This window comes from Shewanella metallivivens, from assembly GCF_028750675.1.
GTDB classification, from domain to species: Bacteria; Pseudomonadota; Gammaproteobacteria; order Enterobacterales; family Shewanellaceae; genus Shewanella; species Shewanella metallivivens.
In genome coordinates, this window is the sequence record NZ_JAQQPZ010000005.1 from 216046 (window position 1) to 239074 (window position 23029).

A 23029-nucleotide genomic window follows, 5' to 3' on the forward strand; every position below is an offset into this window, starting at 1 on the left:
ATGCATGTTGATATTAGTAAGTTTGATAACGCTATGATGTACAATACTCAGTCACTGCCACTATACAGCGATGGTGTTAATTTAACCGAGCAAGAACTCATTGCCTGCCAAAGTTTGTCGCGGGCGATACCTGACCGTCAATCTCGCGCTAAAGCGGCATTGTCGGGCCATCGCAGTAGCCTAATTAAAGGCCGTGGTATGGAGTTTGCTGAAGTACGTCACTACCAAAATGGCGATGACGTACGTACCATTGACTGGCGAGTAACAGCCCGCACAGGTGTGGCACACACAAAATTGTTTGTGGAAGAACGCGAACGTCCTATTTTGCTACTTATTGACTTGAGCCACAGCGCTTATTTCGGCTCGCAGTTGTTACTGCAATCAGTACAAATTGCTCACTTAGCAACCACGCTCGGCTGGAATGCAATCAATCATGGCGACCGCTTAGGTGCACTCATTGCTAGTGAAACCAACCATTTAGAAATAAAACCTCGCAGTCGCCGCCAAGGGATTTTGCAGTTAACGTCTGGGCTAATTGACGTTCACCAGCAACAGCTCAGTCAAATAAACCAATTAATGTCAGATCCTGGACACATGTTTAATGCTTGCCAACGGTTATTACGTCTTGCCAAGCCAGGCTCAATGATTTGGATCATTAGTGACGGGCAACATATTAATCAACAGTGTTTAGCCCCGCTTACGGAACTGTCTCGCCACTGTGATATCGGCGCATTTGTGGTTACCGATCCACTGAGACAAGGCACATTAGCGTTACCCAAGCAGTTCACTTTACCAGTGCGAGATGGACAACAGCAGTTAACCTTAACTCGCCAAAGTTATGAAGCATGGTTAGCAAATCAGCAATCACAACAACAGCAATTTATGAATTTAATGAATTTGATTAAAGTGCAGCCAAGATTAATTGATGCCGCCAAACCACTCAGTGCCCAATTGGATATTTTACGTTAAATGACAACTTCAAATTCACCAATGACGCCAATCACAACCGATGTTAATGCTGGGCCATTAGCACAACTTCAAGACATAAAATTACCTGACCCAATCAGCGCGATGCCCATTGCACCGGGTTATTGGATTATTGCAGCATTAGTGATTATTTTACTGGCTTGGCTTAGTTATAAACTGTATAAAAAATATCAACACCATGCACCAAGAAAAATGGCGCTTGCCATGTTAAATCAATACGACATCAATGATGATGATTTTGCTGCAAACGTAAATAGCTTACTTAAACGCACCGCCATGACCTACCTGCCGCGACAACATTTAGCTAAATTAAATGGGCAACCATGGTTTGATTGGTTAGATAAGCGCTTACCAAGCAAACATCAGCAGCAAATTGGTGAGTTGCTGATTAAGCGTCATCAGCCCAGCGGCTTAAGCCTTGACGATAAACAACAATTATTATTGTTAGCCAGGGCTTGGTTAACCAGCAAGCAAGCCTTTAGCGACCAAACATTAATAACCGACCAAGCGCAGGAGGCCTAATGTTAGCTTTATATTGGCCATGGTTACTGTTATTACTGCCTTTACCGCTATTGATTAAACAAGCCAAAACCAGTGATGTTGGTGGACACTTACACATACCCGGCATTGCGACAGCTACGACGGTGACTCATACCCATAAAAATAAACAAAGTCGCAAACGTTACTGGTTAATGTGGACGTTTTTATTAATTGCCATCGCTAGACCCCAATGGCTGGGGGAACCCATTGAGCTGCCGTCAAAAGGCCGCGATTTAATGGTGGCTGTTGATCTTTCGGGCAGTATGCAAATTGAAGACATGGTGATTAATGGCCAAACCGTAAATCGTTTTACCCTAATTCAGCATGTACTCAGTGATTTTATTGAGCGCCGTAAAGGTGACAGACTCGGGCTGATATTGTTTGCCGACCACGCATATTTACAAGCCCCATTGACCCAAGACCGCCGATCTGTGGCCACTTTTTTAGCCGATGCACAAATAGGTCTCGTGGGCAAACAAACCGCCATTGGCGAAGCGATTGCACTGGCGGTAAAACGCTTCGATCAAGTGGATGAAAGTAATCGTGTGTTAATTTTATTAACTGACGGCTCGAACAATGCCGGTAATATAGAGCCCGAAGTCGCTGCGCAAATCGCCGCTAAACGTAATATCACAATTTACACTATTGGTGTGGGTGCAGAAGTGCTAGAACGCCGCACGATATTTGGTAAAGAACGAGTTAACCCGTCAATGGATTTAGACGAAACCCAATTGAAAAAGCTGGCTGAAATGACCAATGGTTATTATTTCAGAGCGCGTAACACTGAAGAATTAGACAGTATTTATCAGCAAATCGATAAACTTGAGCCAGTCAGTCGCGACCAACTCAGTTATCGTCCTAAAAGTGAACTCTTCTATTGGCCTTTATTAATGTCATTGCTCATCAGTTTACTGATTGTGTTACAACAGCAATGGCCAACGCTTTTTGCGCCTAAAAGTGTCACCAAGGAGGCAAACTGATGATGGTGCATTTAATCCGACCAGAGTGGTTATTTGCCTTATTGCCGGTGGCATTAATCAGCTTATTATTTTGGCGTAGACACAGCCAGCAGTCGGCGTGGAAACAATACATCGCTCCCCATTTAAGCCAATTGCTCATTACGCAAACTGCAGACAACAAAAGCCAGCCTAAGTGGTTATTAATCGCATGCTGGATTATTGCGGTTTTTGCCTTAGCGGGTCCTGCGGTTAATAAACAAAATTTACCCGTTTTTGTAACCGAACAAGGTCGAGTCTTAATCATGGACATGTCATTGTCGATGTATGCCACTGATTTAAGCCCTAACCGTTTGTCATACGCCCGGTTTAGAGCCACAGACTTATTGTCAGAGCTCAAAGAAGGTGAAACCGGCCTTATTGCCTATGCTGGTGATGCATACACCATCAGCCCTTTAACCCGCGACACGGCAACCATTCTTAATTTATTACCGACGCTGTCGCCAGAGATTATGCCGACAAAAGGTTCTAATCTCGCTTCAGCCCTGACACTTGCCGAAAAGTTACTGGCGCAAGGTGGTCATGTGCGTGGTGATATTATTTTAATGACAGATGGGGTATCAGATACTCAATTCAATCAAGCTGCCAAAGCATTAAAAGATAGTCGCTATCGCTTATCAATAATGGCATTTGGTAGCCAACAAGGCGCCCCCATTCGGTTAGATGATGGTCAATTGCTGCGTGACAACAGCAACGAAGTGGTGGTCGCCAAAACAGATTACGCTTTATTGCAAAAATTAGCTCAACAACATCAAGGGATACTGGTCCCGGCACAAACTGACGGCAGTGACGTTAAGACGCTCACCGAATGGTTAGCCAATGATGGTGAAGCAACCGAAACAGAGCTTGCGGGTGAATCATGGCAAGATTTAGGCCCTTACCTAGCTATGATACTGGTATTACCTATGTTGCTTAGTTTTCGCCAGGGCTTAATGACATTAATGTTAAATCCACTCTTTTTACTGGGTGCTTTGATGGGGCTAAATGCGGTAACTAGCCAACCAGCACACGCATCATTATGGCAAGACTTATGGCAGACTCAAGATCAACAAGCACAATCGGCTTTTGAACAAGGCGACTTCACCCAAGCGGCTGACAAATTTAAAGACCCACTATGGCAGGCATCGGCTCATTACAAAGCCGGTGATTATCAGCAAGCCCTAGAAGGTTTTGAGCAAGATAACAGTGCCAATGGTTTATACAACCAAGGTAATGCATTAATGCAGCTAAACGACTACCAAGCAGCCATTAAGCGTTATCAGCAAGCTCTTGAATTGCAATCGCCCTTTACTGAAGCACAGAAAAACCTTGAGTTAGCTAAACAGTTGCTTGAGCAACAACAGCAATCTGAGCAATCGTCTAATCAAGATCAATCTGGCGACGGTGAGCAATCAAACGATCCCAACTCAAATTCTGACCAAAAAAATCAGGACAATAACTCATCACCTTCTGATCAATCGCAAACAGAACAAAACAGTGAACAACAAGATAACCAACAACGTGGACAACAATCACAAGACCAATCCAAAAGTGATCAGCAAAACCAACCATCATCGGGGCAAGATAAAACCAGTGAACAAAATAGTCTCGCCGATAACGAATCTGAAGCGCAACAAGAACAGCAACAGTCAAGCTCTGAACAAGACAATGAACCGCAAAATAAACAGCAACAATCTGCAACAAATGCTGACGAGAACGCTGATACTGAGCAGCAATCATCTCAATCAGGGCAATCGCCCAATGACAACGATGAGCCATTAAGTAATGAAGCAAGTATGCAAGCTGCAGCAGAGGCCGCTGAAGAGCAAGCTAACCAACAGCCCCCACAAATGAGTGCGGGAGCTTCACCGGCAGCAACAGAACAACCACAAGGCGAACCTTCCGAGATGGTTTCTGCAACACAAATCAATCAAGATGATTTACCAGCAGACATGCAGCGGGCATTACGTGCCGTCACTGAAGATCCGCAGGTGCTCATCCGAAATAAAATGCAACTTGAATATCAAAAACGTCGTCAAAATAGTCAACCGACTAAGGATAATGAACAGTGGTAATCAGAATTTTATGTAGCCTATTGCTATTTATTATTGCCTCACCCGCTTTTGCACTTAGCCAGGTGCAAGCTACGGTCGATCGTAACCCTGTGGTTGCGGGCGAATACTTTGTACTTGATATTGTGGCTGATGATGACCTCAATGCCGGCGCACTTGATACTTCAATATTATTAGACGATTTTATCGTGGGCCGAACCAGTGTTGGTCGCAGCACGAAAATGGTTAACTTTGACACTACACGCGAAACCCGTTGGCAGGTTTTACTGTCCCCCAAAAGTATGGGCATGGTGACTATTCCGAGCTTTAATATCAAAGGCGTAAGCTCAAATCCAATCAACTTAAAAGTCATTCAACAAGGCGCAAAGGCAGATGAGCGACAAAACGTGTTTATTAAAGTTCAAACCAATGCATCTGAAGCTTACGTTGGCCAACTGATTACCTACAAAGTCAAGTTATACCTAGCTGTCGAACTCCAACGTGGTGTATTAAGTGCTCCAGCCGTTGAGGGCGCGCAAATTAAACAAATTGGCGAAGACAAAGATAGCAGTGAAATACTCGATGGCCGCCGGTTTAGAGTTATTGAACGCACTTATGGGATTATAGCCGACCTACCAGGTGAGTTAGTCATCAACGGGGCCAGTTTCTCTGGTGACGTATTAATAGAATCCCAAAGACGTGGAGGCATGTTTGGTTTTAATGAAAGCCGTCCAATGCAAACGGAAGCTGAGCGAGAGGTGATTCAAGTCAACTCGATACCACCAAGCTATCAAGGTAAATGGCTGGTCAGTGACATTGTCATGCTAAAAGAGACATGGCCTGAAGATATCAGCGAATTTGAAGTGGGTAGTCCAATCACCCGCACTGTCAGCCTTATTGCCTCAAATACAGATGACACTAGCCTACCTGACATTGAAATTCCGTTAGCAGAAGGACTAAAAGCATATCCTGAAAAACCGGTCAGACAAACCTTTGTGCGTGATAATCAAGTAGTGTCACAATATAGCTTAACAACCGCAATAGTACCAACAAAACCAGGCACTTACACATTACCTGAAATTCGAGTACCATGGTGGAATCCGTACATTAAAAAACAACAGTTTGCCACACTACCTGAACGTACCATTAGAGTCATTGGTAGCAGTGCAGCGACAACGGATATCCCTGCAGCCGACAGCTTTAGTCCCGTGAATAACCAACAATATTGGCCTATCATTGCCGGGGGGTTCGCCTTACTTTGGTTAGTCACATTAGTGTTATGGCGCCGCGCAGTTTCGGCTAGTTATTCATATAACCCGCAACATGATATACATTCAAAAGATAATGGTCCGCGTAAAACGGCTACTACAGGCTTAAATGCCATAATCCATGCTTGCGATAGAAACGACAGCAGCGCAGCGATTACAGCAGTACAAGCCTACTTTAGTGAACGTATTGGCCAACCTATGACACTCAGCCAAATTAGCAATTTATCGGCACCGCTCGCTAGTGCCATCCATAAATTGCAAGCAGACAAATACAGTCGTCAGCCGCAGGCCATGGATAAAAAATCACTCATGGATGCTATTCTCGCTTACAAAGAACAGCCACAATCCCATAAAAAATCACTCATCGCAGACTTAAATCCTTAACACTTCATCTTTCATAAGGATAAACCTCGTTCACCCCAGCTCGGATTGACCACTGGGGTGATTTATCTTGCTATTCCCACTCTGGCTTTTTAAGCTATTGAACATGTTTAACTCAAAAAAGTTAAAAAATGTTCGGAACCCTACGAAAGAAAAAGGCTGATGTCGCGGTCTTATCAGACATGGTAACAAAACAACGACGATACGATAGCCTTGTCAGGGCGCTTCACACCGACATATTCCGTTATGCCTTTTGGCTTAGTGGCGATAAGCATGTCGCAGAAGACATCACTCAAGAAACGTTCTTAAGAGCGTGGCGCTCTTTAGATTCTTTAAAAGATGATAAAGCAGCAAAAGCGTGGCTTATTACCATCTTACGACGGGAAAATGCCAGACGTTTTGAACGTAAACAATTTGACTACAGTGATGTTGAGCAAGATTTACTTGAAGATGTATATTCTTCAAGCAATGAAGATGAAACAGAGCAATATTGGCTTCGTCGCCAAATAGGTAAACTCGATATTGAATACCGAGAGCCATTGTTATTGCAACTGATTGGTGGCTTTAGTGGCGATGAAATTGCCGACATGCTCGAATTAAACCGTAATACGGTCATGACGCGTTTGTTTAGAGCTCGCAATCAATTAAAAGAAGCATTAGACACACCAGAGGTAAGAGGTCAATCAAATGGATGATCTACAATTTCGTCGTCAAGCATACGGCGACCCCAATAATCAATCCGACGATTTTTTAGCGCACCTCGCTGAAAATGAAGACGATGCTAAATTTGTCAAAGACCTAAAAGCATTTGATCAAAAACTGACTCAAGCACTAAAAATTGATGTGCCAGAAGATTTAGCAGACAAGCTATTATTACGACAGCAATTAAACCTTCACCAGCAAACCAAAAAGCGTGGGCGCTATATGATGGCCATGGCTGCGTCGGTGGCCTTCGTGGTGGGTGTCAGTTTTAGTATGTTACGTTTTACCCCGGTAAATTTATCTGAAAACTCATTAGCGCACGTTCATCATGAAACCAAAGCATTAATCATGGAGCAAGATATTGGTTTTAATGATGTCAATTTTAAGCTTGCGAGCATAAAAGGCTTAAGTGATTCAAAATTCATCAAACAGCCAGGACGGGTGTTTTATACCGCCTATTGTGACTTTCAAGGAGTCAAGTCACTGCATTTAGTGATGGCTGATGAATTAGGTAACAAAGTGACATTGTTTATCGTACCAGCCGAAAACCGCGTCGTATTGGAAGAAGCTTTTGCTGACAACCAATACAAGGGGCAGAGTTTTCAAACAGCAGATGCTTATATGGTTCTTGTTGGCGAACCCGCTTCTGATCTAGATTTTGTAAAAAAAGAAGTCGAAAACACCTTTATATAACCAAGCCTGTTACTTACTGAAATCCGCTACTCCATTGATTAGCGGATTTTTTTATCATGAAAAAAATCAAAGTGTGAACCAGCGCAAACTTCTGCTAGGATTGCGACATAAAAATAATTCACAGGACACGATATGGAAATTCAAACACCGATCATCATCACCTTTGTTGGCTATCTCGTTTTAATGATGGGTATCGGCTATTGGGCTTACCGCAAAACAGACACTGTCGATGATTATATTCTTGGCGGCCGAAAAATGGGCCCAGCAGTGACGGCACTGAGTGTGGGGGCATCGGATATGTCAGGATGGCTATTGTTAGGTCTTCCAGGTGCGGTTTACCTCAGTGGCTTAGGTGAAGCTTGGATTGGTTTTGGTCTCATTTTTGGTGCGTGGCTTAACTGGTTATTTGTAGCCAAACGTTTGCGTATTTATACTCAAATGGCAGATAACTCTCTTACCCTACCTGACTTCTTTGAAAATCGTTTTAACGACAGCCATGGTTTATTAAGACTGGTGTCTGCGGTAACCATTCTCATTTTCTTCACGTTTTACGCCTCTTCGGGCATGGTCGGTGGCGCCATATTATTTGAGAAAGTCTTTGGTCTTGATTACACCCTAGCCCTACTCATTGGTTCGTTTATTATTGTGTCATATACCTTTGTCGGCGGCTTTTTTGCCGTGAGCTGGACTGACTTTTTCCAAGGTTGTTTAATGCTAGTAGCCTTATTAATCGTCCCTGTCGCCATTTTCAGCCAACCCGACACGCAAACTGGTTTTGAACAAATCGACCCTGCAATGTTGTCATTTATTAATGAAAACACCACAACCTTAGGCTTAGTCTCTCTACTCGCTTGGGGCTTAGGGTATTTTGGTCAACCGCATATCCTGTCGCGTTTTATGGCAATTGGTAATCCAAAAGATCTTGTCTTGTCACGTCGCATAGCCATGAGTTGGATGGTGTTAGCGTTAATAGGTGCATTAGCAACCGGCATCGCTGGCAGTTTATATTTTGCCGCTGATCCGCTCGAAAACTCAGAAACAGTGTTTATCAACTTAGCTCACGTGGCATTCAACCCATGGATTGGTGGCATATTGATTGCGGCAATTCTCTCGGCAATTATGAGTACAATCGACTCTCAATTACTGGTTTGCTCAAGCGTGATTACTGAAGACTTTTACCTTAAATGGTTGCGCCCTAAAGCGACCGACAAAGAATTAATGCTTGTAGGACGTTTTGGTGTTATCGCAATCGCTTTAGTCGCTGGCATCGTGGCGTTAAATCCAGAAAGTAGCGTACTTGGCTTAGTAAGCTATGCATGGGCGGGCTTTGGTGCAGCATTTGGCCCTGTAGTATTAATGTCATTGTTTTGGCGTGGATTCAGCCGAAATGGTGCAGTGTTAACCATTATAGTGGGAGCGATTACGGTTGTTGTTTGGAAGCAATTGAGTGGCGGAATTTTTGATTTATATGAAATTGTACCTGGCTTTATTCTTGCCACGATAGTGGGTGTGGTTGTCAGTAAGTTATCACCTCCAGCGCCTAAAACAGTGGCTGATTTTGATGCCTTTAATCACTCGTTAAAGACATAAGAAAATAATATTAACGTAAGCCGACAACATTACTTTCAGCTTACAACTGTCACATAACCTCAAAATAAATGAGGTTATGTGCGCTATTTATCACTATTTTCTCTGCACCTGACCCAATATCACATTACGTGACTTTTCCGTGTCTTATGGTTTAAAAACAACTTATTAATAAACATTAACGCATTGAGTTTAGTGAGCAAGTACTGATAAAAAATCACATATACCACTATGGTTTCAAACACCTACATCATTTATACAAAGCTAAATTAACGTAATATTAACAATGACTAACATCTGGTCGGAGTTGTTACATGATGGTCACTTACCTAAGATGCCCCAGACTATAAGCCATGAGTGGTCCTACGAGTTAACACTTGTACGTCATGGGCATAATAAATGGGAAAATATAATGAACAAGTTCAACAAGACTTTATTAACATCTGCGGTATTACTTGCCAGTACACAAGCAACAGCTGCGGGTTTTCAATTAAATAGCCAATCAGCTACCGGTATTGGCCGCGCAATGGCTGGTGAAGCCGTGATTGCCGACAATGCATCAGTATTGTCACGCAACCCTGCAGCAATGGCTTTATTTGATGAAACATCATTATCTTTAGGTGTCGTATATGCTGACATCGATGTTTCAGTTTCTGATGTTACAGGTTCATACGGTGGCCAGGATGTTAACTATGGCAGTGAGCACGATGCTGCAGACTCAAAAGTCATCCCAAATTTTTATTATATTAACCCAATCGATGATAAATGGGCCTTTGGTGTAGCGGCATTCAGCAACTATGGTACCGGCACAGATTTAACGGCATTAGCAGACAGAACCCCAACGGTGGGCGGAAACGACGTACCATTACCCACACCGGTAGACTTATTAGGTAACACCGAAGTGGTTACCGTTAACTTAAACACCAGCGTGTCATATCGTATAAACGAGCAGTGGAGCTTAGGTTTAGGCCTTGACGCCGTGTATGGCAGCGGTACGTTAACTCGTACCACAGAAAACTCACAAATAGGCAGCATTGTTGACGTTGAAGCTGATGGTTGGGCACTTGGTGGTATTGCAGGTGTTGTGTATGAAATGAATAAAGATAATCGTTTTGGCCTAAGTTACCGTTTGAGCCCAACATTATCCGCCAAAGGTGATGTCAATTATGCTTATTCTGAATACAACAAAATTGATATCCCTATTGCAGATATTGCTCAGTTTGCCGGTTTCCACCAGCTAACCGATACCTTTGCCTTGCACTACACTGCTCAGTGGACCAACTGGAGCAAGTTTGACCGAATCGAAGTTATCGACGGTGAAAACGGTGTGGCTAAAACTGATTTAAAAGAATATCACTGGAAAGATTCTTGGTTCTTAAGTTTAGGTGCGACCTATAACTTATCAGAAGATTGGACATTGCGAGCTGGTGTTGCCAGTGATGAAGGTGTTGTAGATGAACATTCGTCGTTATCTATTCCAGACTCAGACCGTACTTGGTATACCGCTGGTGCAACTTACAATTTAACCAACAAATCAAGCGTTGACTTTGGTATTGCCTTTGTTCGTGGTGAAGATGTTACCGTGTTAGAAAACAGCGCAATCTTACCTATGGTCACCGGTTTAGACAGTGAGATCTCAGCACAAACTCGCTCTAATGCCGTTTATTACTCATTACAGTATAACTACAGCTTTTAAGTGTTAACTTACTCGCGTTAGTCATAATCAATATAATTGTTTATAACGTTATTCTTTTTTAATAAAACCGCCTTTAATGGGCGGTTTTTTTATATCTAAAAGTTATAATTTATTAAGTTTTTACTGTAACGCTATTGCGTAAAAAACCAAAGTCCATTAGAATTTTCTTATGAACTTTATATAGGTGCTGTTATTATGTCTCGCTTATACGCTTCTCTATCATTATTTTGTGCACTTTGTACTGTCATCTCAGTACCTCTCATCGCCGCCGAACATGAATTTGACACTGTCACAGTGGCATATACTCACCAAGCTCAACCGAGGGTGTTTGACGCCAAAGTGGAGGCAACCAAAGCTGCTACTGTGTCAGCGCAAACCTCTGGACGTATCATTAATATTCATTATGACGTCAATGACTTAGTTCCTCACGGCAGTGCACTATTAGAAATCACTAATAAAGAACAAGGCGCTGAGCTTGCTGCTGCTGAAGCAGAACTAGCCAAAACAGAAGCTGTAAATAACGAAGCCCAAGCGCAATTTATTCGCTATAAAGAGTTATTTCCCAAAGGGGCTATTTCAAAAGGTGCAATGGATGAGGCGACAGCCAAAGCCAAAACATCAGCACAAGCTGTTAGCGCAGCTAAAGCGCAACTCATAAAGGCCAAAGAGAATCTCAACTATACGATTGTAAGCGCGCCTTTTAGTGGCCGAGTGACCCAACGCTTTGTTGAACAAGGTGAAACAATCTCATATGGCCAAGCGTTGTTTTCTGGGTATGACAACGAACACCTAAGAGTGGTATTTCAAATACCACAGCAAGATTTAGCCACTTTGCAGCAACTTGAAAAAATTAACATTTTATTGGCTAATGGCCAGGTAATTTCAGCCACCGACATTAATCCGTTTAATTTTGCCGACCCACAAACCCACAGTCATACAGTTCGGGTTAATTTTACTTATCCCAATAATACTGATTTACACGTTGGACAATGGGTAAAAGTCATCGCTGAACAAACCAGCCAGCCGAGTTTATTTATTCCATTATCTGCGCTTCATCAGGTTGGAGATCTCAGTTCAATATACCGAATAAATGCTGATAAAGTTGTGCTTAATCAAGTACGCCTTGGTTTTATTGACCAAGAAAAACAGCAAGTAGAAGTGTTATCAGGCTTGATGTCAGGTGATGAAATCATCCTAGATGCTGCGCAGTATTTAATACACAGCCGTGCAGCTAAAGCGAAGGAGTAATTTATGTCTCCTACAGAACGCTCAACTCATTTAGGGATTTCGGGCCGTATAGCCAATGCCTTTCAAAATAGTGCGATCACACCATTATTAGCCATTTTAGGCTTATTACTGGGCATCTTTGCGGTGATTATTACCCCAAAAGAAGAAGAGCCACAAATTGATGTGACTTTTGCTGATGTATTTATCCCCTACCCTGGCGCGACACCAACAGAAGTCGAAAACCAAGTCACCTTACCCGCAGAACAAATTATTTCTGAAATTAAAGGCATCGACACCCTGTATTCTTTTTCTCAACCCGACGGCGCATTGATTATTGCTATCTTTGACGTAGGTGTACCACGTGATGAAGCGGTGGTTAATCTCTATAACCAACTGTATTCAAATAGCGATAAATTTAACTACGCCGCCGGAATAGGCGAGCCACTGATCAAGCCTCGTGGCATTGATGATGTACCGATTGTAGGACTGACGTTGTGGTCAAACGACCCGAGTATGACTGCTGAACAATTAACCTCTGTGTCATCAGTACTCGAAACCGAATTAAAGCGTATTCCTGGTACTCGAGAGATTTATAGCCAAGGTGGGCATGAGTTGGTGCTCAACGTGCGTTTAGATCCAATCAAAATGAACAGCTATTCGGTAACATTTACTGATATCAGTGATGCATTGCAAGACAACAATCAAACCTCGGCCTTAGGGTCAATGACTCAATACAATCAAGAAATCAAACTGCAAACAGGGCAATTTTTACGTAATCTTGATGATATCAACAACCTATTAATCAAAGTTAACTCAGACACCACCACAGGCGCTGCTGGTGTGGTGTATTTATCTGACATTGCCGATATTCAATTACAAAGCGATATTCCTAAACAAAGCGTTTGGCATGTTAATCAACAAGGCAGTTACCCAGCGGTGACCATTGCAATAGGCAAACAAGCGGGCGAAAATGCCGTCGATATCGCCGATGCCGTGTTGGCTAAAGTGGCAGCGGCTAACAATGTGCTGATCCCAGACAATGTGAACGTCGCGATTTCACGCAACTATGGCCAAACTGCCGGCGACAAATCCAATACCCTCATTTTCAAATTGATCTTTGCGACCTCTGCCGTGGTGCTGTTAGTGCTGTTTACAATGGGAGTACGCGAATCGGCGGTAGTGGGTATCGCCATTATCATTACACTGGCAATAACTTTATTTGCCTCATGGGCATGGGGCTTCACCTTAAACAGAATTTCATTGTTTGCGCTGATCTTTTCGATTGGTATTTTGGTCGACGATGCCATTGTGGTGGTTGAAAATATCCACCGACATATGGCCTTAAGCAATAAACCCATGATTGAGCTTATCCCTGGTGCAGTTGATGAAGTGGGTGGCCCCACCATTTTAGCGACCTTTACGGTAATTGCAGCATTATTGCCAATGGCATTTGTATCTGGGCTAATGGGCCCTTACATGAGCCCTATTCCGATAAATGCCAGCATGGGGATGTTAATTTCGCTATTAATCGCCTTTATTATGACCCCGTGGTTAAGCGGTCATCTATTAAAAGAGCATAAGCATCACAGTAATAGTGAACCTCATACTGAACCAGAAACAGCGCTAACTCGCTTTTTTACAAAATTAATGAGCCCATTTTTAATCGGTGATCATGCATCAAAAGCACGAAAAGGCTTAGCGCTTGGCATTATGTTGCTCATTGCATTCGCCGTTGCCTTACCGGTATTTCAAGCTGTGGTACTAAAAATGCTGCCATTTGATAATAAATCTGAGTTTCAGGTGATGGTAGACATGCCTGAAGGCACAACGGTTGAGCAAACTCAGCGTGTACTGCAAGATTTAAGTCAATACCTTACAACCGTTGAAGAAATTGAACATCTTCAGCTTTATGCAGGCACACATGCCCCAATGAACTTTAATGGTCTGGTGAGGCATTACTTTTTACGAAGCAGCCAAGAACTGGGTGATATTCAAGTTAACTTAGTCGATAAAAAACACCGCGACCGCGACAGCCACACAATTGCATCATCGGTACGTGAACCATTGCAGCGTATTGCCTTGCAATATAAGGCTAATGTTAAAATTGTTGAGGTACCACCTGGACCACCAGTGTGGTCACCCATTGTCGCAGAAGTCTATGCACCGACAACAGCCCTGCGCGAACAAGCTGCAAACGATTTACAGCAACGCTTTCAAAATACTGATTACGTTGTTGATGTAGATATCTTTTTACCCGCGCAACAACAGCAATGGCAAGTGATTATTGACCGTAATAAAGCCCGCATACTTGGCGTGTCTTATAGCAGCATCATTAATGCCATCAATAGTGCCGTAAATGGCAACGATGCTAGTTATTTGCACCTTGAAGAACGTAAATACCCAACGCCAATCCGTTTACAAGTTGATGAAGCGGCAAAGGTCAATTTACAACAAGTATTGCAATTACGGTTACCAAGTCAAACTGGGGCTCAAATTACACTAACAGAATTAGTGCAAGTGAAGCAGCAAACCATCAATGCGCCAATTGTGCATAAAAACATGGTGCCTATGATTATGGTTGTTGCGGATATGGCAGGCCCAACCGGGAGTCCATTATATGGCATGTTCGACATGGTCAGCCAAATTAACCATGAAACCGCACAAGGTGAGTTAGCCTATCCTATCGAGCAACGTTTTGTAGAACAGCCTGACGGATTAACTGATGTGGCGATTTTATGGGATGGAGAATGGAAGATCACCTACGAAACCTTTAGGGATATGGGTATCGCTTATGCTGTTGGCATGATTGCCATTTACCTACTTGTTGTTGGTCAATTTAAATCTTACATCGTGCCTTTAATCATTATGGCACCAATCCCATTAACTGTGATTGGTGTTATGCCAGGACACGCGTTGCTAGGGGCACAGTTTACCGCACCGTCGATGATTGGGATGATTGCTCTTGCAGGTATCATTGTTCGAAATTCGATATTACTGGTCGATTTTATTAATCAGCAAACCGCGGCAGGCGTGCCATTTGAACAAGCGGTTATTCACTCGGGTGCAGTTCGCGCTAAACCCATTATGTTAACGGCTTTAGCCGCCATGATTGGCGCAATGTTTATTATTGATGATCCCATTTTTAATGGCTTAGCCATCAGTTTAATTTTCGGGATTTTTATCTCAACCATTTTAACGTTAATCGTTATTCCAGTGCTGTATTATTCGGTCATGAAAACCCAAATGGCAGCTAAAACACAATAATCCGTGATTGTTATTTAACTGGGCATTAGCCCAAAGGAGCTCGATATGTCATTAGAAAGAAGCATTATGGCCTTTGCTGGCTTTATGGTTTTGTTGTCTTTATTACTTATGGCAACAGTTAGCCCACATTTTATTTGGCTAACCGTGTTTGTTGGCGCTAACCTATTCCAAAGTGCATTTACAGGTTTTTGCCCTGCTGCCATAATAATGAAAAAGATGGGCATTAAAACTGCGGCAGAAATAGCCTTAAGTAAATAAGCATTAGCTGGAGCCCATATTAAAAAGGAACTCAATGTGTTAATTAACATCATAAAATCCATATTAACGTGCTTAATGCTGTTGTCAGCCTTGTACGCTATGCCTTCAATGGCAAGAGAACAACAACCTGATATCGCATGGCAAAAAATTAATGCTAACGCGACGGTAATTGATGTGCGCACCCCAGAAGAGTTCGCCGCAGGTCATATTAAAGGCGCAATTAATATTCCGTTTGATAGTATCGTGCCGCAATTAGCTAAACTCAACTTAAGTAAAAATACTGAACTTGTGCTGTATTGCCGAAGTGGGCGCCGCAGCAGCATCGCACAAGCCTCATTAATTGAACAAGGTTACAACAATACATACGACGCAGGCGGTTTAAATACGCTCATGTCTGCCCGTTAGATTTCGACAATTGAAACAATAAACTCATAACTCCAATTAATGCTCAGAGTCACTTTCTGAGCATTGATTGAACAATGAATAAAAAACAAATCTCTATCAAAATACCAACGTATTAATGATTATTTTTTAGCCGCATAAACCTTGCTTAAACTCCCCCACTAGCGTAAAGCGCTTTCATCAAAAAAACACTTTAACGTCCTCAGCTTTTGAACATTATTCCTTATAAAATCAAGAATACAAATTCACCAAAACCTAATATAAATTCAAAATCAATACGTTATATCACTTGTTCAAGAATATCAATTATTAACATTTTATTTACATATGGTTATTTTTTGATTACATTTTATTCTGCTAAACAAACAGAGTTTAGCGCTAAAACATAATTAGAAAGGCAAAAAACAACCCTGATAACATGGAAGATAAAATGAAAAATATTCAGAAAACGACTGTCATGCTTAGCATGACAACCCTCGCATTAGCGATTTCAACCCACGTCAATGCTGCACCAGTTCCAGTATCACTTTCATCAACGAATCAACAAATTGAACAACAATCTCCACTACCAAAACGTTATATCGTTAAGTTTAGAAACGACAATGCCGCTCAGGTCATCAACGACCTTACGGCAAGTCAAAGCATTAACCAGGTAAGTGAAGTGAACAGCATGGACTACCAGCCGCGCACTAATGAAGTATTTAGCCACTTTAGAGCACTCAATAGTGTTCAAGCTCGCGAAATGAAGCGCATCGGCCGCAGCAATAGTTATTCAACTAAACTTGATAGCAACTCCATTAGAGCACTGCGCCTTCGTCAGGATGTCGAATACGTTGAAGAAGATCTGCCTCGTCGACTCATGGCTGAAACGACACCGTGGGGGCAAACCTATGTCGGTGCGACCGTGCTTAGCGACAGTCAGACAGGTAATCGCAGTATTTGTATTATCGACTCAGGCTACGATCGCAGTCATAACGATTTAAGCGGTAACAATGTAACAGGAACCAACAACTCTGGCACAGGCAATTGGTATCAGCCGGGTAATAATAATGCCCATGGTACTCACGTAGCAGGCACCATTGCTGCTATTGCTAATAATGAAGGTGTTGTGGGTGTCATGCCAAACCAAAATGCCAACATTCATGTTGTTAAGGTGTTTAACGAAGCTGGTTGGGGTTACTCTTCATCACTGGTTGCTGCTATCGATACCTGTGTCAACTCTGGCAATGCTAATGTCGTTACCATGAGCTTGGGGGGTAGCGGTTCAACCACAACCGAACGCAATGCATTAAATAGCCATTATAATAATGGCGTATTACTGATTGCTGCGGCCGGTAATGCAGGTGACAGCAGTTACAGTTATCCAGCATCGTACGACAGCGTCATGTCTGTGGCTGCCGTAGACAGTAACCGCGATCATGCCGCATTTTCACAATATACCGATCAAGTTGAAATTTCAGGTCCAGGTGAAGCCATTTTATCGACAGTGACCGTGGGTGAAGGCCGCACTGCAGATATTACCATTGGTGGACAATCATACTTTAACAGCGGCGTCGTCCCCCATAACCGCTTAACACCATCTGGCAGTAGTTATACCTCCAATCCTATCAATGCATCAGCAACAGCGGCATTAGCTGAATGTACTGTTAATGGCACAAGCTTTAATTGTGGCAATATGAGTAATAAAATCTGTTTAGTTGAACGAGTTGGAAACCAAGGTTCAAGCTACCCAGAAATTAACGCCGTTAAAGCCTGTAATACTGCAGGTGCAAGTGGTGTCATTGTTTACAGTAATAGTGCTTTACCTGGTTTACAAAACCCATTCTTAGTCGATGCCAATAGCGAAATCACAATTCCTTCAATGTCGGTAGACCGTGCAACCGGTTTAGCCCTTCAGGCTAAAATAGGCCAATCAACCACAGTGGCTAACTTGGGTAACCAAGATTATGAATACTATAACGGCACGTCAATGGCGACACCCCACGTGTCAGGTGTCGCAACATTGGTGTGGAGTTATCACCCGGAATGCAGTGCTGCTGAGGTGCGTGCTGCGCTTAATGCGACTGCTGATGATTTAAATGTGGCAGGACGTGATAACAAAACCGGTTTCGGTATGGTAAACGCAACTGCGGCTAAGGCCTACTTAGATGAGTCGTGTTCCGGACCAACAAATCCTGGAAGCGGTAATGGTGATAGCGCCCTTGAAAATGGAGTCGCAAAAACCGGTCTCGCAGGAGCTAAAAATGATGAGCTTTACTATTCATTAGACGTACCAGCAGGCGCCACAAACTTAAGCTTTACCATGAGTGGCGGTACGGGTGATGCTGACTTATATGTGCAATACGGTGCTTCACCGACGACCAGTAGCTATGATTGCCGTCCATGGAAGAGTGGTAACGCAGAATCATGCCCAATCTCTACTACACAATCAGGTACATATTATGTGATGGTGCAAGGGTACAGTGCATTTAGTGGTGTGAGCTTAGTGGCTAACTATACCGCTCCGGGCTCTGGAAGTGGTGCAGGTACGGGCGGCGTAGCAACCTATACCAACAACAATAATTATACTATCCCAGATAACAACACCACAGGCATCACGAGTCCGATTTCGGTAACTCGTACTGGCAACTCTGGAACGGTTTCCGTGTCGGTAGGCGTTGTTCACACTTATATTGGTGACTTATCAATTCAGTTGATCAGCCCTACGGGTCAGACGGTTGTGTTACATAACAAGACTGGAGGCGGCACTGATAATCTTAACCAGACCTATTCGGCAAATATGACAGGTGTTGAGTCGAGTGGAATTTGGACACTCAAGGCTGTTGACAGTGCAAGACGAGATACTGGATATATCGATACTTGGAGCTTAAGCTTCCAATAGCATTACCATAATGCAAAAATAGCCACATTATGTGGCTATTTTTTTGCTTAGAACACAGTAAAAATATTAAAAATGTGGCTGCAAAGTATTTAGTACCGCAGGTTGTTGTACTTTACTGATCACATCAAAAATGGCAGCAAATGAGTTAGGAGTGCTAACATCTATCGCTAGTTTTAACCGGCGAGCAATATCATTGGCCGATAACACACCGCGAATAGCGTGATTGTTTCTATCTAGTACTAAGCAATGCTGTTGACCTGCTGACTTTAACGTTTCAATCACATCGCCAATTTTAGCATAAGTTAAATCATCATAATCAATGGCTTTTAGCTGATCTTTTGCAATCATAAAGTCTGTGACTTTAAGCTGTTCACGTTGATGCCCTTCAGCAACGCGTTTTAAAATCGCTTGATCATGTAACGACTCAAAACTGATTAACCCTATAAACTCATGCTGAGTATTAATTACTAATTTAAGACGAACGTGGGATTTTTGCATCAAACTTTCCACTTCTACTGCAGACGAGTTTGATTCAATAACCAAGGGAGTCACTTTTTTAAAATCGGTAAAAATATTGAGAGCAGAAGATAACAAAGAGATATCTTCATGGGCTTCTGGAGAAGTTAGCTCATCAATTTTTTCTACTGGATAAAGAGTAAGTTTTTTCACAATAACATCCTTAATACACAACCGATAAAAAACAAGATGATTATCAATGCTTTAAATTAAAAATCTTGTTTAAAACATACTTTGATTATCTGCCTGTGATTTTATTAGTACAATACCCTTGAGATTAAAGTTTATTCATTATTGCTAAATTAAGGTTAAATTAATCTTTGTGCGATATGGGCACACTTGCTGGCGCGCTTTATATTCCATCCTTAAATTAATATTGGCTACACTGATTTTAAGCTTTCTGGCTCAATCAACACGCTATTCTCATTATCAGATAACCACACCTGCCCTTCACTGATACTCACTTGAAGCGCCATATTACGGCTCACAAATACCGCAAGCTGCTTAACGGCGTCTTCAGGAAAATTTACCACAGACAAGTTCTCATACCGAGTTAATGCTTGTTGATGTTGTTGCCACCAAATAGGCACACTGCGCCCACCATAAGTGTACAAGATAACTTGCTTAGCTCGACCACAGGCTTTACGAAGCCACNTTTCGTCCGCCTGGCCAAACTCAACCCATAAGTTAATTTCATCACTTAAACTTTTGTCCCACAACTCAGCTTCATCATCAACACACAAACCTTTGCTAAAAGCCAAGGTATCCGATGCATTTAATGCAAAAGCCAATAAACGAACCATCATACGGGTATCGGTTTCAGAAGGGTGTTGCGCTAGGGTCAACGCATGATCTGCGTAATAGTGACGGTCCATGTCGGCAATTTGAAGTGCAACTTTGTATACGGTAGCTTTGGCAGCCATTAGGCGATCTCAATAGGCATAAAAAAGCCGAGTCTACTACAAACTAGACTCGGCGTGTTAGTTGAGCACGCTTAAAACGTTATAACGCACCTGGACGTAAATGCTTTGCCATTGGAAAATAGGCTATAAGTTGAGCGATTTTATCTGGCGGAGCCACGATCAACATACGATCGCCTTGTTCATATTGATGAGCGATATCACTGAGCTTAGGGATTTGTGTTCGATTGGCATCTCGGCGTAATAACTCATTAGTCTCACTGTTAAGTGACTCATCACTGAAAATAACATCAAGTTTTTGCAGTAACGGCATCGCTGCAATCGGTAATAAATTTGCAGGTGTATGCTCAGTCAGTAAGAGTATTTCACCTTGACGAGTCATATCTTGAAAAGCATCAACATAACGTTGTTCGGTGAGGTTATCGAATCGGTCTTGGTTACTGTTAAAAAAACGTTCCCAAAACAGTCGACGATCTTTACCGTTAGCTAAAGTTTGCTGAACTTCTTCGCGTTTACTGGCAACAAAGTCAAACAATGGTGCTAACGATGCTGGTAACATGGTTTCTAATCGAGAGCGAATGGTTCTAGCAAATACTGGAGCGGCCCCTGCAGTGCTGATCGCCACAACTAAACGGCCACGATCGACAATCGATGGGGTGATAAATCGGCAATATCTCGGATTATCAACGACATTAACCCAAATACCACGCTCATTGGCGATATCAGCAAAGTCCATATTCAGCTGCTCGTTAGCGGTGGCTAAATACACAAGGTCAATATCGGCAATATCATCTTGGGTGACAGCACGACGGGATAAGCGAATACGCCCTTGTTGGTGATAAGTGTCAATATCGGCGGCTATGTCTGGGGCAATAACGTGGATAATCGCGTCTGTCCGTGCCAGTAAGTCGAGCTTACGTGTGGCAACCTCGCCTGCACCGACAAGTAAAACCCGTAAACCTTGGGTATCTACGAACAATGGAAAATATTGCATTGATTTCTCAGTCTTGCACGATAGGAAATTGATGTTGGATCCATGCGCGATAACCACCGATCATAGATGCAACCTGGGTGTACCCCATAATTTGTAAATTATACGCGGCTAATGCTGCACGTTGGCCCGCGCCACAATAAAGTAAAATAGGCATCGTTTTATCTGGGAAACGTTGCTCAATATCGCGCTCAATAATGCCTCGGCTTAAATGCTTGGCCTTAGGTAAATGGCCTTGAAGCCATTCATTATCCTCACGTACATCGATAAGTTGCCATTGGTCTTGTTGTTGATATTGTTCGATAGTCAATAACCTAATATGAGGCATGACAGATTCGACTAGATTGGCAAAGGCTGGAGATGCTTGCATAACGAGTCCTTAAATGAGATGACGCCACGGTGTTGTGGCAAGTAAATACGCCATAACCGATAAAAAGGTTTATCAAATAGTTTAAGAAAATAATAAACTTACACAAGTGTTTAAAGGCATTATTCTCGAGATATTATTCAATTTTACGACGTATTACGCGTTATGCATTTCACTTTTTTGTGCACTGCACTGCCAGCATAATTCAAAGCTGCCTTCGTTCATCTCATGGCACTGAACACATTGCCATTGAGGTTGTTCTATATCGAGAGAGTCAAGCAAGGCTTGAGCGGCAGCAAGCTGACTGTCCATGACCCACAGCTCAACGGTCTGCATTTCAATCGGTAGGCCACCCACGCCACCTATCAGCGCTTCGCCTTTGAGATCAACATCGATTCCGCTGGTTTCCAGCAGCCCCTTCCATGTGTGAGCCTGTAACAAATTCCCACCGGCTAGTAATACCTTTCGTTGTTCCATGCGTTATCCTACTGCATTGCTCTTGCTGGCAAATTTGTTTCATCCTACTGCTTCAGCCAAAATCTGTCGAGCACTGTTTATAAATTGGACATTTTTCATAAACAATGATTACCTTAGGTAACGATTATTGATAAATAACAGGATCCTAAATGAGTAAAATTGTTTTAAAGGGCGTATTTCAAATTACCACATGGAATGAGTCAGCCTATGCAGAACATCATGACGGAAGTAAGCAAACCATTGCAGAGATTAGCCAAACCTACTCGGGAGATATATCAGGTGTAGCAGACATTAGATATGTGATGTCACACCAACAAGACACTACAGCTGTATTTACGGGCATTGAACACCTAACAATCACCACCCCTGAAATCGCTGGCACCATAGTGTTATTTCATAACGGTACATTTACTGAGGGTGTCGCACAAAGCCAATTTACAATTGTAGAAGGTTCAGGAACAGACAATTTACTGAACTATGTTGGCCACGGTGAATTTACGTCAACAGAAAATGGTCAGGCAGATTATGTCATTACATTACACTTAACATAAAGACACTGGTCAGCCGTTAATGGTTTATCAACACAACTTGCCCTAGGGCTGATGTACATTGATAAATGCACGCTGCTAAGTAACTAGCGCCTGTCTAGTTAGCCTGATATTTACCAAGTGAGCCACATAACGCCTGTACAATAGTCACTCTAACATCAATCACGCAAGGTTATTTTACAAACAATAATTGTTGTTAAACAATTGTATAGAGAATTGTTTAACAACAATTTTTACACTACACTGTACAATAAAGTGCGGGCCTAATATTGCTAGGT

20 protein-coding genes are annotated in these 23029 nt (G+C 42.6%); 15 read left to right on the top strand and 5 right to left on the bottom strand.

What is annotated here, in order from left to right; genetic code table 11:
- From PQR79_RS09030 to PQR79_RS09095, 14 genes are all read left to right on the top strand, one after another.
- Positions 1-969, top strand: a complete 969-nt coding sequence (locus tag PQR79_RS09030) for a DUF58 domain-containing protein (protein WP_372943299.1) — start codon at positions 1-3, stop codon at positions 967-969.
- Positions 970-1509, top strand: a complete 540-nt coding sequence (locus PQR79_RS09035) for a DUF4381 domain-containing protein (RefSeq protein WP_238107578.1) — start codon at positions 970-972, stop codon at positions 1507-1509. It abuts the gene before it with no gap.
- Positions 1509-2507 carry a vWA domain-containing protein gene (locus tag PQR79_RS09040; RefSeq protein ID WP_238107577.1) on the top strand — a complete coding sequence of 333 codons (999 nt, stop codon included), beginning with the start codon at positions 1509-1511 and terminating at the stop codon, positions 2505-2507. The genes PQR79_RS09035 and PQR79_RS09040 overlap by 1 nt, the downstream gene beginning before the upstream one ends.
- A complete protein-coding gene (locus tag PQR79_RS09045; protein WP_238107576.1) occupies positions 2507-4597 on the top strand; it encodes a vWA domain-containing protein in 2091 nt (696 codons plus the stop codon). The genes PQR79_RS09040 and PQR79_RS09045 overlap by 1 nt, the downstream gene beginning before the upstream one ends.
- On the top strand, positions 4591-6225 hold the full coding sequence (locus tag PQR79_RS09050) for a BatD family protein (protein ID WP_238107575.1): 1635 nt from the start codon (positions 4591-4593) through the stop codon (positions 6223-6225). Before PQR79_RS09045 ends, PQR79_RS09050 begins: the two co-directional genes overlap by 7 nt.
- A gap of 128 nt (positions 6226-6353) precedes the next feature.
- Positions 6354-6917, top strand: a complete 564-nt coding sequence (locus tag PQR79_RS09055; protein ID WP_238107574.1) for a sigma-70 family RNA polymerase sigma factor — start codon at positions 6354-6356, stop codon at positions 6915-6917.
- The gene (locus tag PQR79_RS09060; RefSeq protein ID WP_238107573.1) at positions 6910-7617 is read left to right on the top strand and encodes a DUF3379 domain-containing protein; all 708 of its coding nucleotides are present in this window, start codon (positions 6910-6912) and stop codon (positions 7615-7617) included. Before PQR79_RS09055 ends, PQR79_RS09060 begins: the two co-directional genes overlap by 8 nt.
- Positions 7618-7749: 132 nt before the next feature.
- Positions 7750-9207 carry a sodium/proline symporter PutP gene (putP, locus tag PQR79_RS09065; RefSeq protein ID WP_238107572.1) on the top strand — a complete coding sequence of 486 codons (1458 nt, stop codon included), beginning with the start codon at positions 7750-7752 and terminating at the stop codon, positions 9205-9207.
- Between the two features lie 409 nt (positions 9208-9616).
- Positions 9617-10900, top strand: coding sequence for an OmpP1/FadL family transporter (locus tag PQR79_RS09070; RefSeq protein ID WP_238107571.1), 1284 nt, complete (start codon positions 9617-9619; stop codon positions 10898-10900).
- A gap of 195 nt (positions 10901-11095) precedes the next feature.
- On the top strand, positions 11096-12148 hold the full coding sequence (locus PQR79_RS09075) for an efflux RND transporter periplasmic adaptor subunit (RefSeq protein ID WP_238107570.1): 1053 nt from the start codon (positions 11096-11098) through the stop codon (positions 12146-12148).
- Between the two features lie 3 nt (positions 12149-12151).
- Positions 12152-15391, top strand: coding sequence for an efflux RND transporter permease subunit (locus PQR79_RS09080; protein WP_238107569.1), 3240 nt, complete (start codon positions 12152-12154; stop codon positions 15389-15391).
- A gap of 45 nt (positions 15392-15436) precedes the next feature.
- Positions 15437-15649, top strand: coding sequence for a YgaP family membrane protein (locus PQR79_RS09085; protein ID WP_238107568.1), 213 nt, complete (start codon positions 15437-15439; stop codon positions 15647-15649).
- Between the two features lie 36 nt (positions 15650-15685).
- Positions 15686-16054 carry a rhodanese-like domain-containing protein gene (locus tag PQR79_RS09090; RefSeq protein WP_238107567.1) on the top strand — a complete coding sequence of 123 codons (369 nt, stop codon included), beginning with the start codon at positions 15686-15688 and terminating at the stop codon, positions 16052-16054.
- Positions 16055-16481: 427 nt separating this feature from the next.
- On the top strand, positions 16482-18932 hold the full coding sequence (locus PQR79_RS09095; RefSeq protein ID WP_274408453.1) for a S8 family serine peptidase: 2451 nt from the start codon (positions 16482-16484) through the stop codon (positions 18930-18932).
- A 66-nt stretch (positions 18933-18998) separates the two neighbouring features.
- Here the strand turns inward: PQR79_RS09095 and PQR79_RS09100 are convergent, their stop codons facing one another.
- The 5 genes from PQR79_RS09100 to PQR79_RS09120 all read right to left on the bottom strand — a co-directional run bounded on the left by PQR79_RS09100 (position 18999) and on the right by PQR79_RS09120 (position 22203).
- Complete coding sequence (locus PQR79_RS09100; RefSeq protein WP_238107565.1) at positions 18999-19601, bottom strand: CBS domain-containing protein; 603 nt, start codon at positions 19599-19601, stop codon at positions 18999-19001.
- Between the two features lie 227 nt (positions 19602-19828).
- Positions 19829-20371 carry a YaeQ family protein gene (locus tag PQR79_RS09105; protein WP_274408454.1) on the bottom strand — a complete coding sequence of 181 codons (543 nt, stop codon included), beginning with the start codon at positions 20369-20371 and terminating at the stop codon, positions 19829-19831.
- A 79-nt stretch (positions 20372-20450) separates the two neighbouring features.
- Entirely contained in the window at positions 20451-21362 is a 912-nt protein-coding gene (locus PQR79_RS09110; protein WP_238107563.1) for a precorrin-2 dehydrogenase/sirohydrochlorin ferrochelatase family protein, read from the bottom strand.
- Positions 21363-21369: 7 nt separating this feature from the next.
- Positions 21370-21729, bottom strand: a complete 360-nt coding sequence (locus tag PQR79_RS09115) for a rhodanese-like domain-containing protein (protein ID WP_238107562.1) — start codon at positions 21727-21729, stop codon at positions 21370-21372.
- Positions 21730-21882: 153 nt separating this feature from the next.
- On the bottom strand, positions 21883-22203 hold the full coding sequence (locus PQR79_RS09120; RefSeq protein ID WP_238107561.1) for a putative signal transducing protein: 321 nt from the start codon (positions 22201-22203) through the stop codon (positions 21883-21885).
- A gap of 149 nt (positions 22204-22352) precedes the next feature.
- Here PQR79_RS09120 and PQR79_RS09125 point away from each other — a divergent pair, with 149 nt between their 5' ends.
- Entirely contained in the window at positions 22353-22754 is a 402-nt protein-coding gene (locus PQR79_RS09125; RefSeq protein WP_238107560.1) for a DUF3224 domain-containing protein, read from the top strand.
- Positions 22755-23029 lie beyond the last annotated feature (275 nt).

Bases quoted from the DNA above. Each gene is read 5' to 3' on its own strand.
- PQR79_RS09030 (WP_372943299.1), top strand. From the start codon at position 1: ATGCATGTTGATATTAGTAAGTTTGATAACGCTATGATGTACAATACT.
- PQR79_RS09035 (WP_238107578.1), top strand. From the start codon at position 970: ATGACAACTTCAAATTCACCAATGACGCCAATCACAACCGATGTTAAT.
- PQR79_RS09040 (WP_238107577.1), top strand. From the start codon at position 1,509: ATGTTAGCTTTATATTGGCCATGGTTACTGTTATTACTGCCTTTACCG.
- PQR79_RS09045 (WP_238107576.1), top strand. From the start codon at position 2,507: ATGATGGTGCATTTAATCCGACCAGAGTGGTTATTTGCCTTATTGCCG.
- PQR79_RS09055 (WP_238107574.1), top strand. From the start codon at position 6,354: ATGTTCGGAACCCTACGAAAGAAAAAGGCTGATGTCGCGGTCTTATCA.
- PQR79_RS09060 (WP_238107573.1), top strand. From the start codon at position 6,910: ATGGATGATCTACAATTTCGTCGTCAAGCATACGGCGACCCCAATAAT.
- putP (WP_238107572.1), top strand. From the start codon at position 7,750: ATGGAAATTCAAACACCGATCATCATCACCTTTGTTGGCTATCTCGTT.
- PQR79_RS09070 (WP_238107571.1), top strand. From the start codon at position 9,617: ATGAACAAGTTCAACAAGACTTTATTAACATCTGCGGTATTACTTGCC.
- PQR79_RS09075 (WP_238107570.1), top strand. From the start codon at position 11,096: ATGTCTCGCTTATACGCTTCTCTATCATTATTTTGTGCACTTTGTACT.
- PQR79_RS09080 (WP_238107569.1), top strand. From the start codon at position 12,152: ATGTCTCCTACAGAACGCTCAACTCATTTAGGGATTTCGGGCCGTATA.
- PQR79_RS09085 (WP_238107568.1), top strand. From the start codon at position 15,437: ATGTCATTAGAAAGAAGCATTATGGCCTTTGCTGGCTTTATGGTTTTG.
- PQR79_RS09095 (WP_274408453.1), top strand. From the start codon at position 16,482: ATGAAAAATATTCAGAAAACGACTGTCATGCTTAGCATGACAACCCTC.
- PQR79_RS09110 (WP_238107563.1), bottom strand. From the start codon at position 21,362: ATGCAATATTTTCCATTGTTCGTAGATACCCAAGGTTTACGGGTTTTA.
- PQR79_RS09115 (WP_238107562.1), bottom strand. From the start codon at position 21,729: ATGCAAGCATCTCCAGCCTTTGCCAATCTAGTCGAATCTGTCATGCCT.
- PQR79_RS09120 (WP_238107561.1), bottom strand. From the start codon at position 22,203: ATGGAACAACGAAAGGTATTACTAGCCGGTGGGAATTTGTTACAGGCT.
- PQR79_RS09125 (WP_238107560.1), top strand. From the start codon at position 22,353: ATGAGTAAAATTGTTTTAAAGGGCGTATTTCAAATTACCACATGGAAT.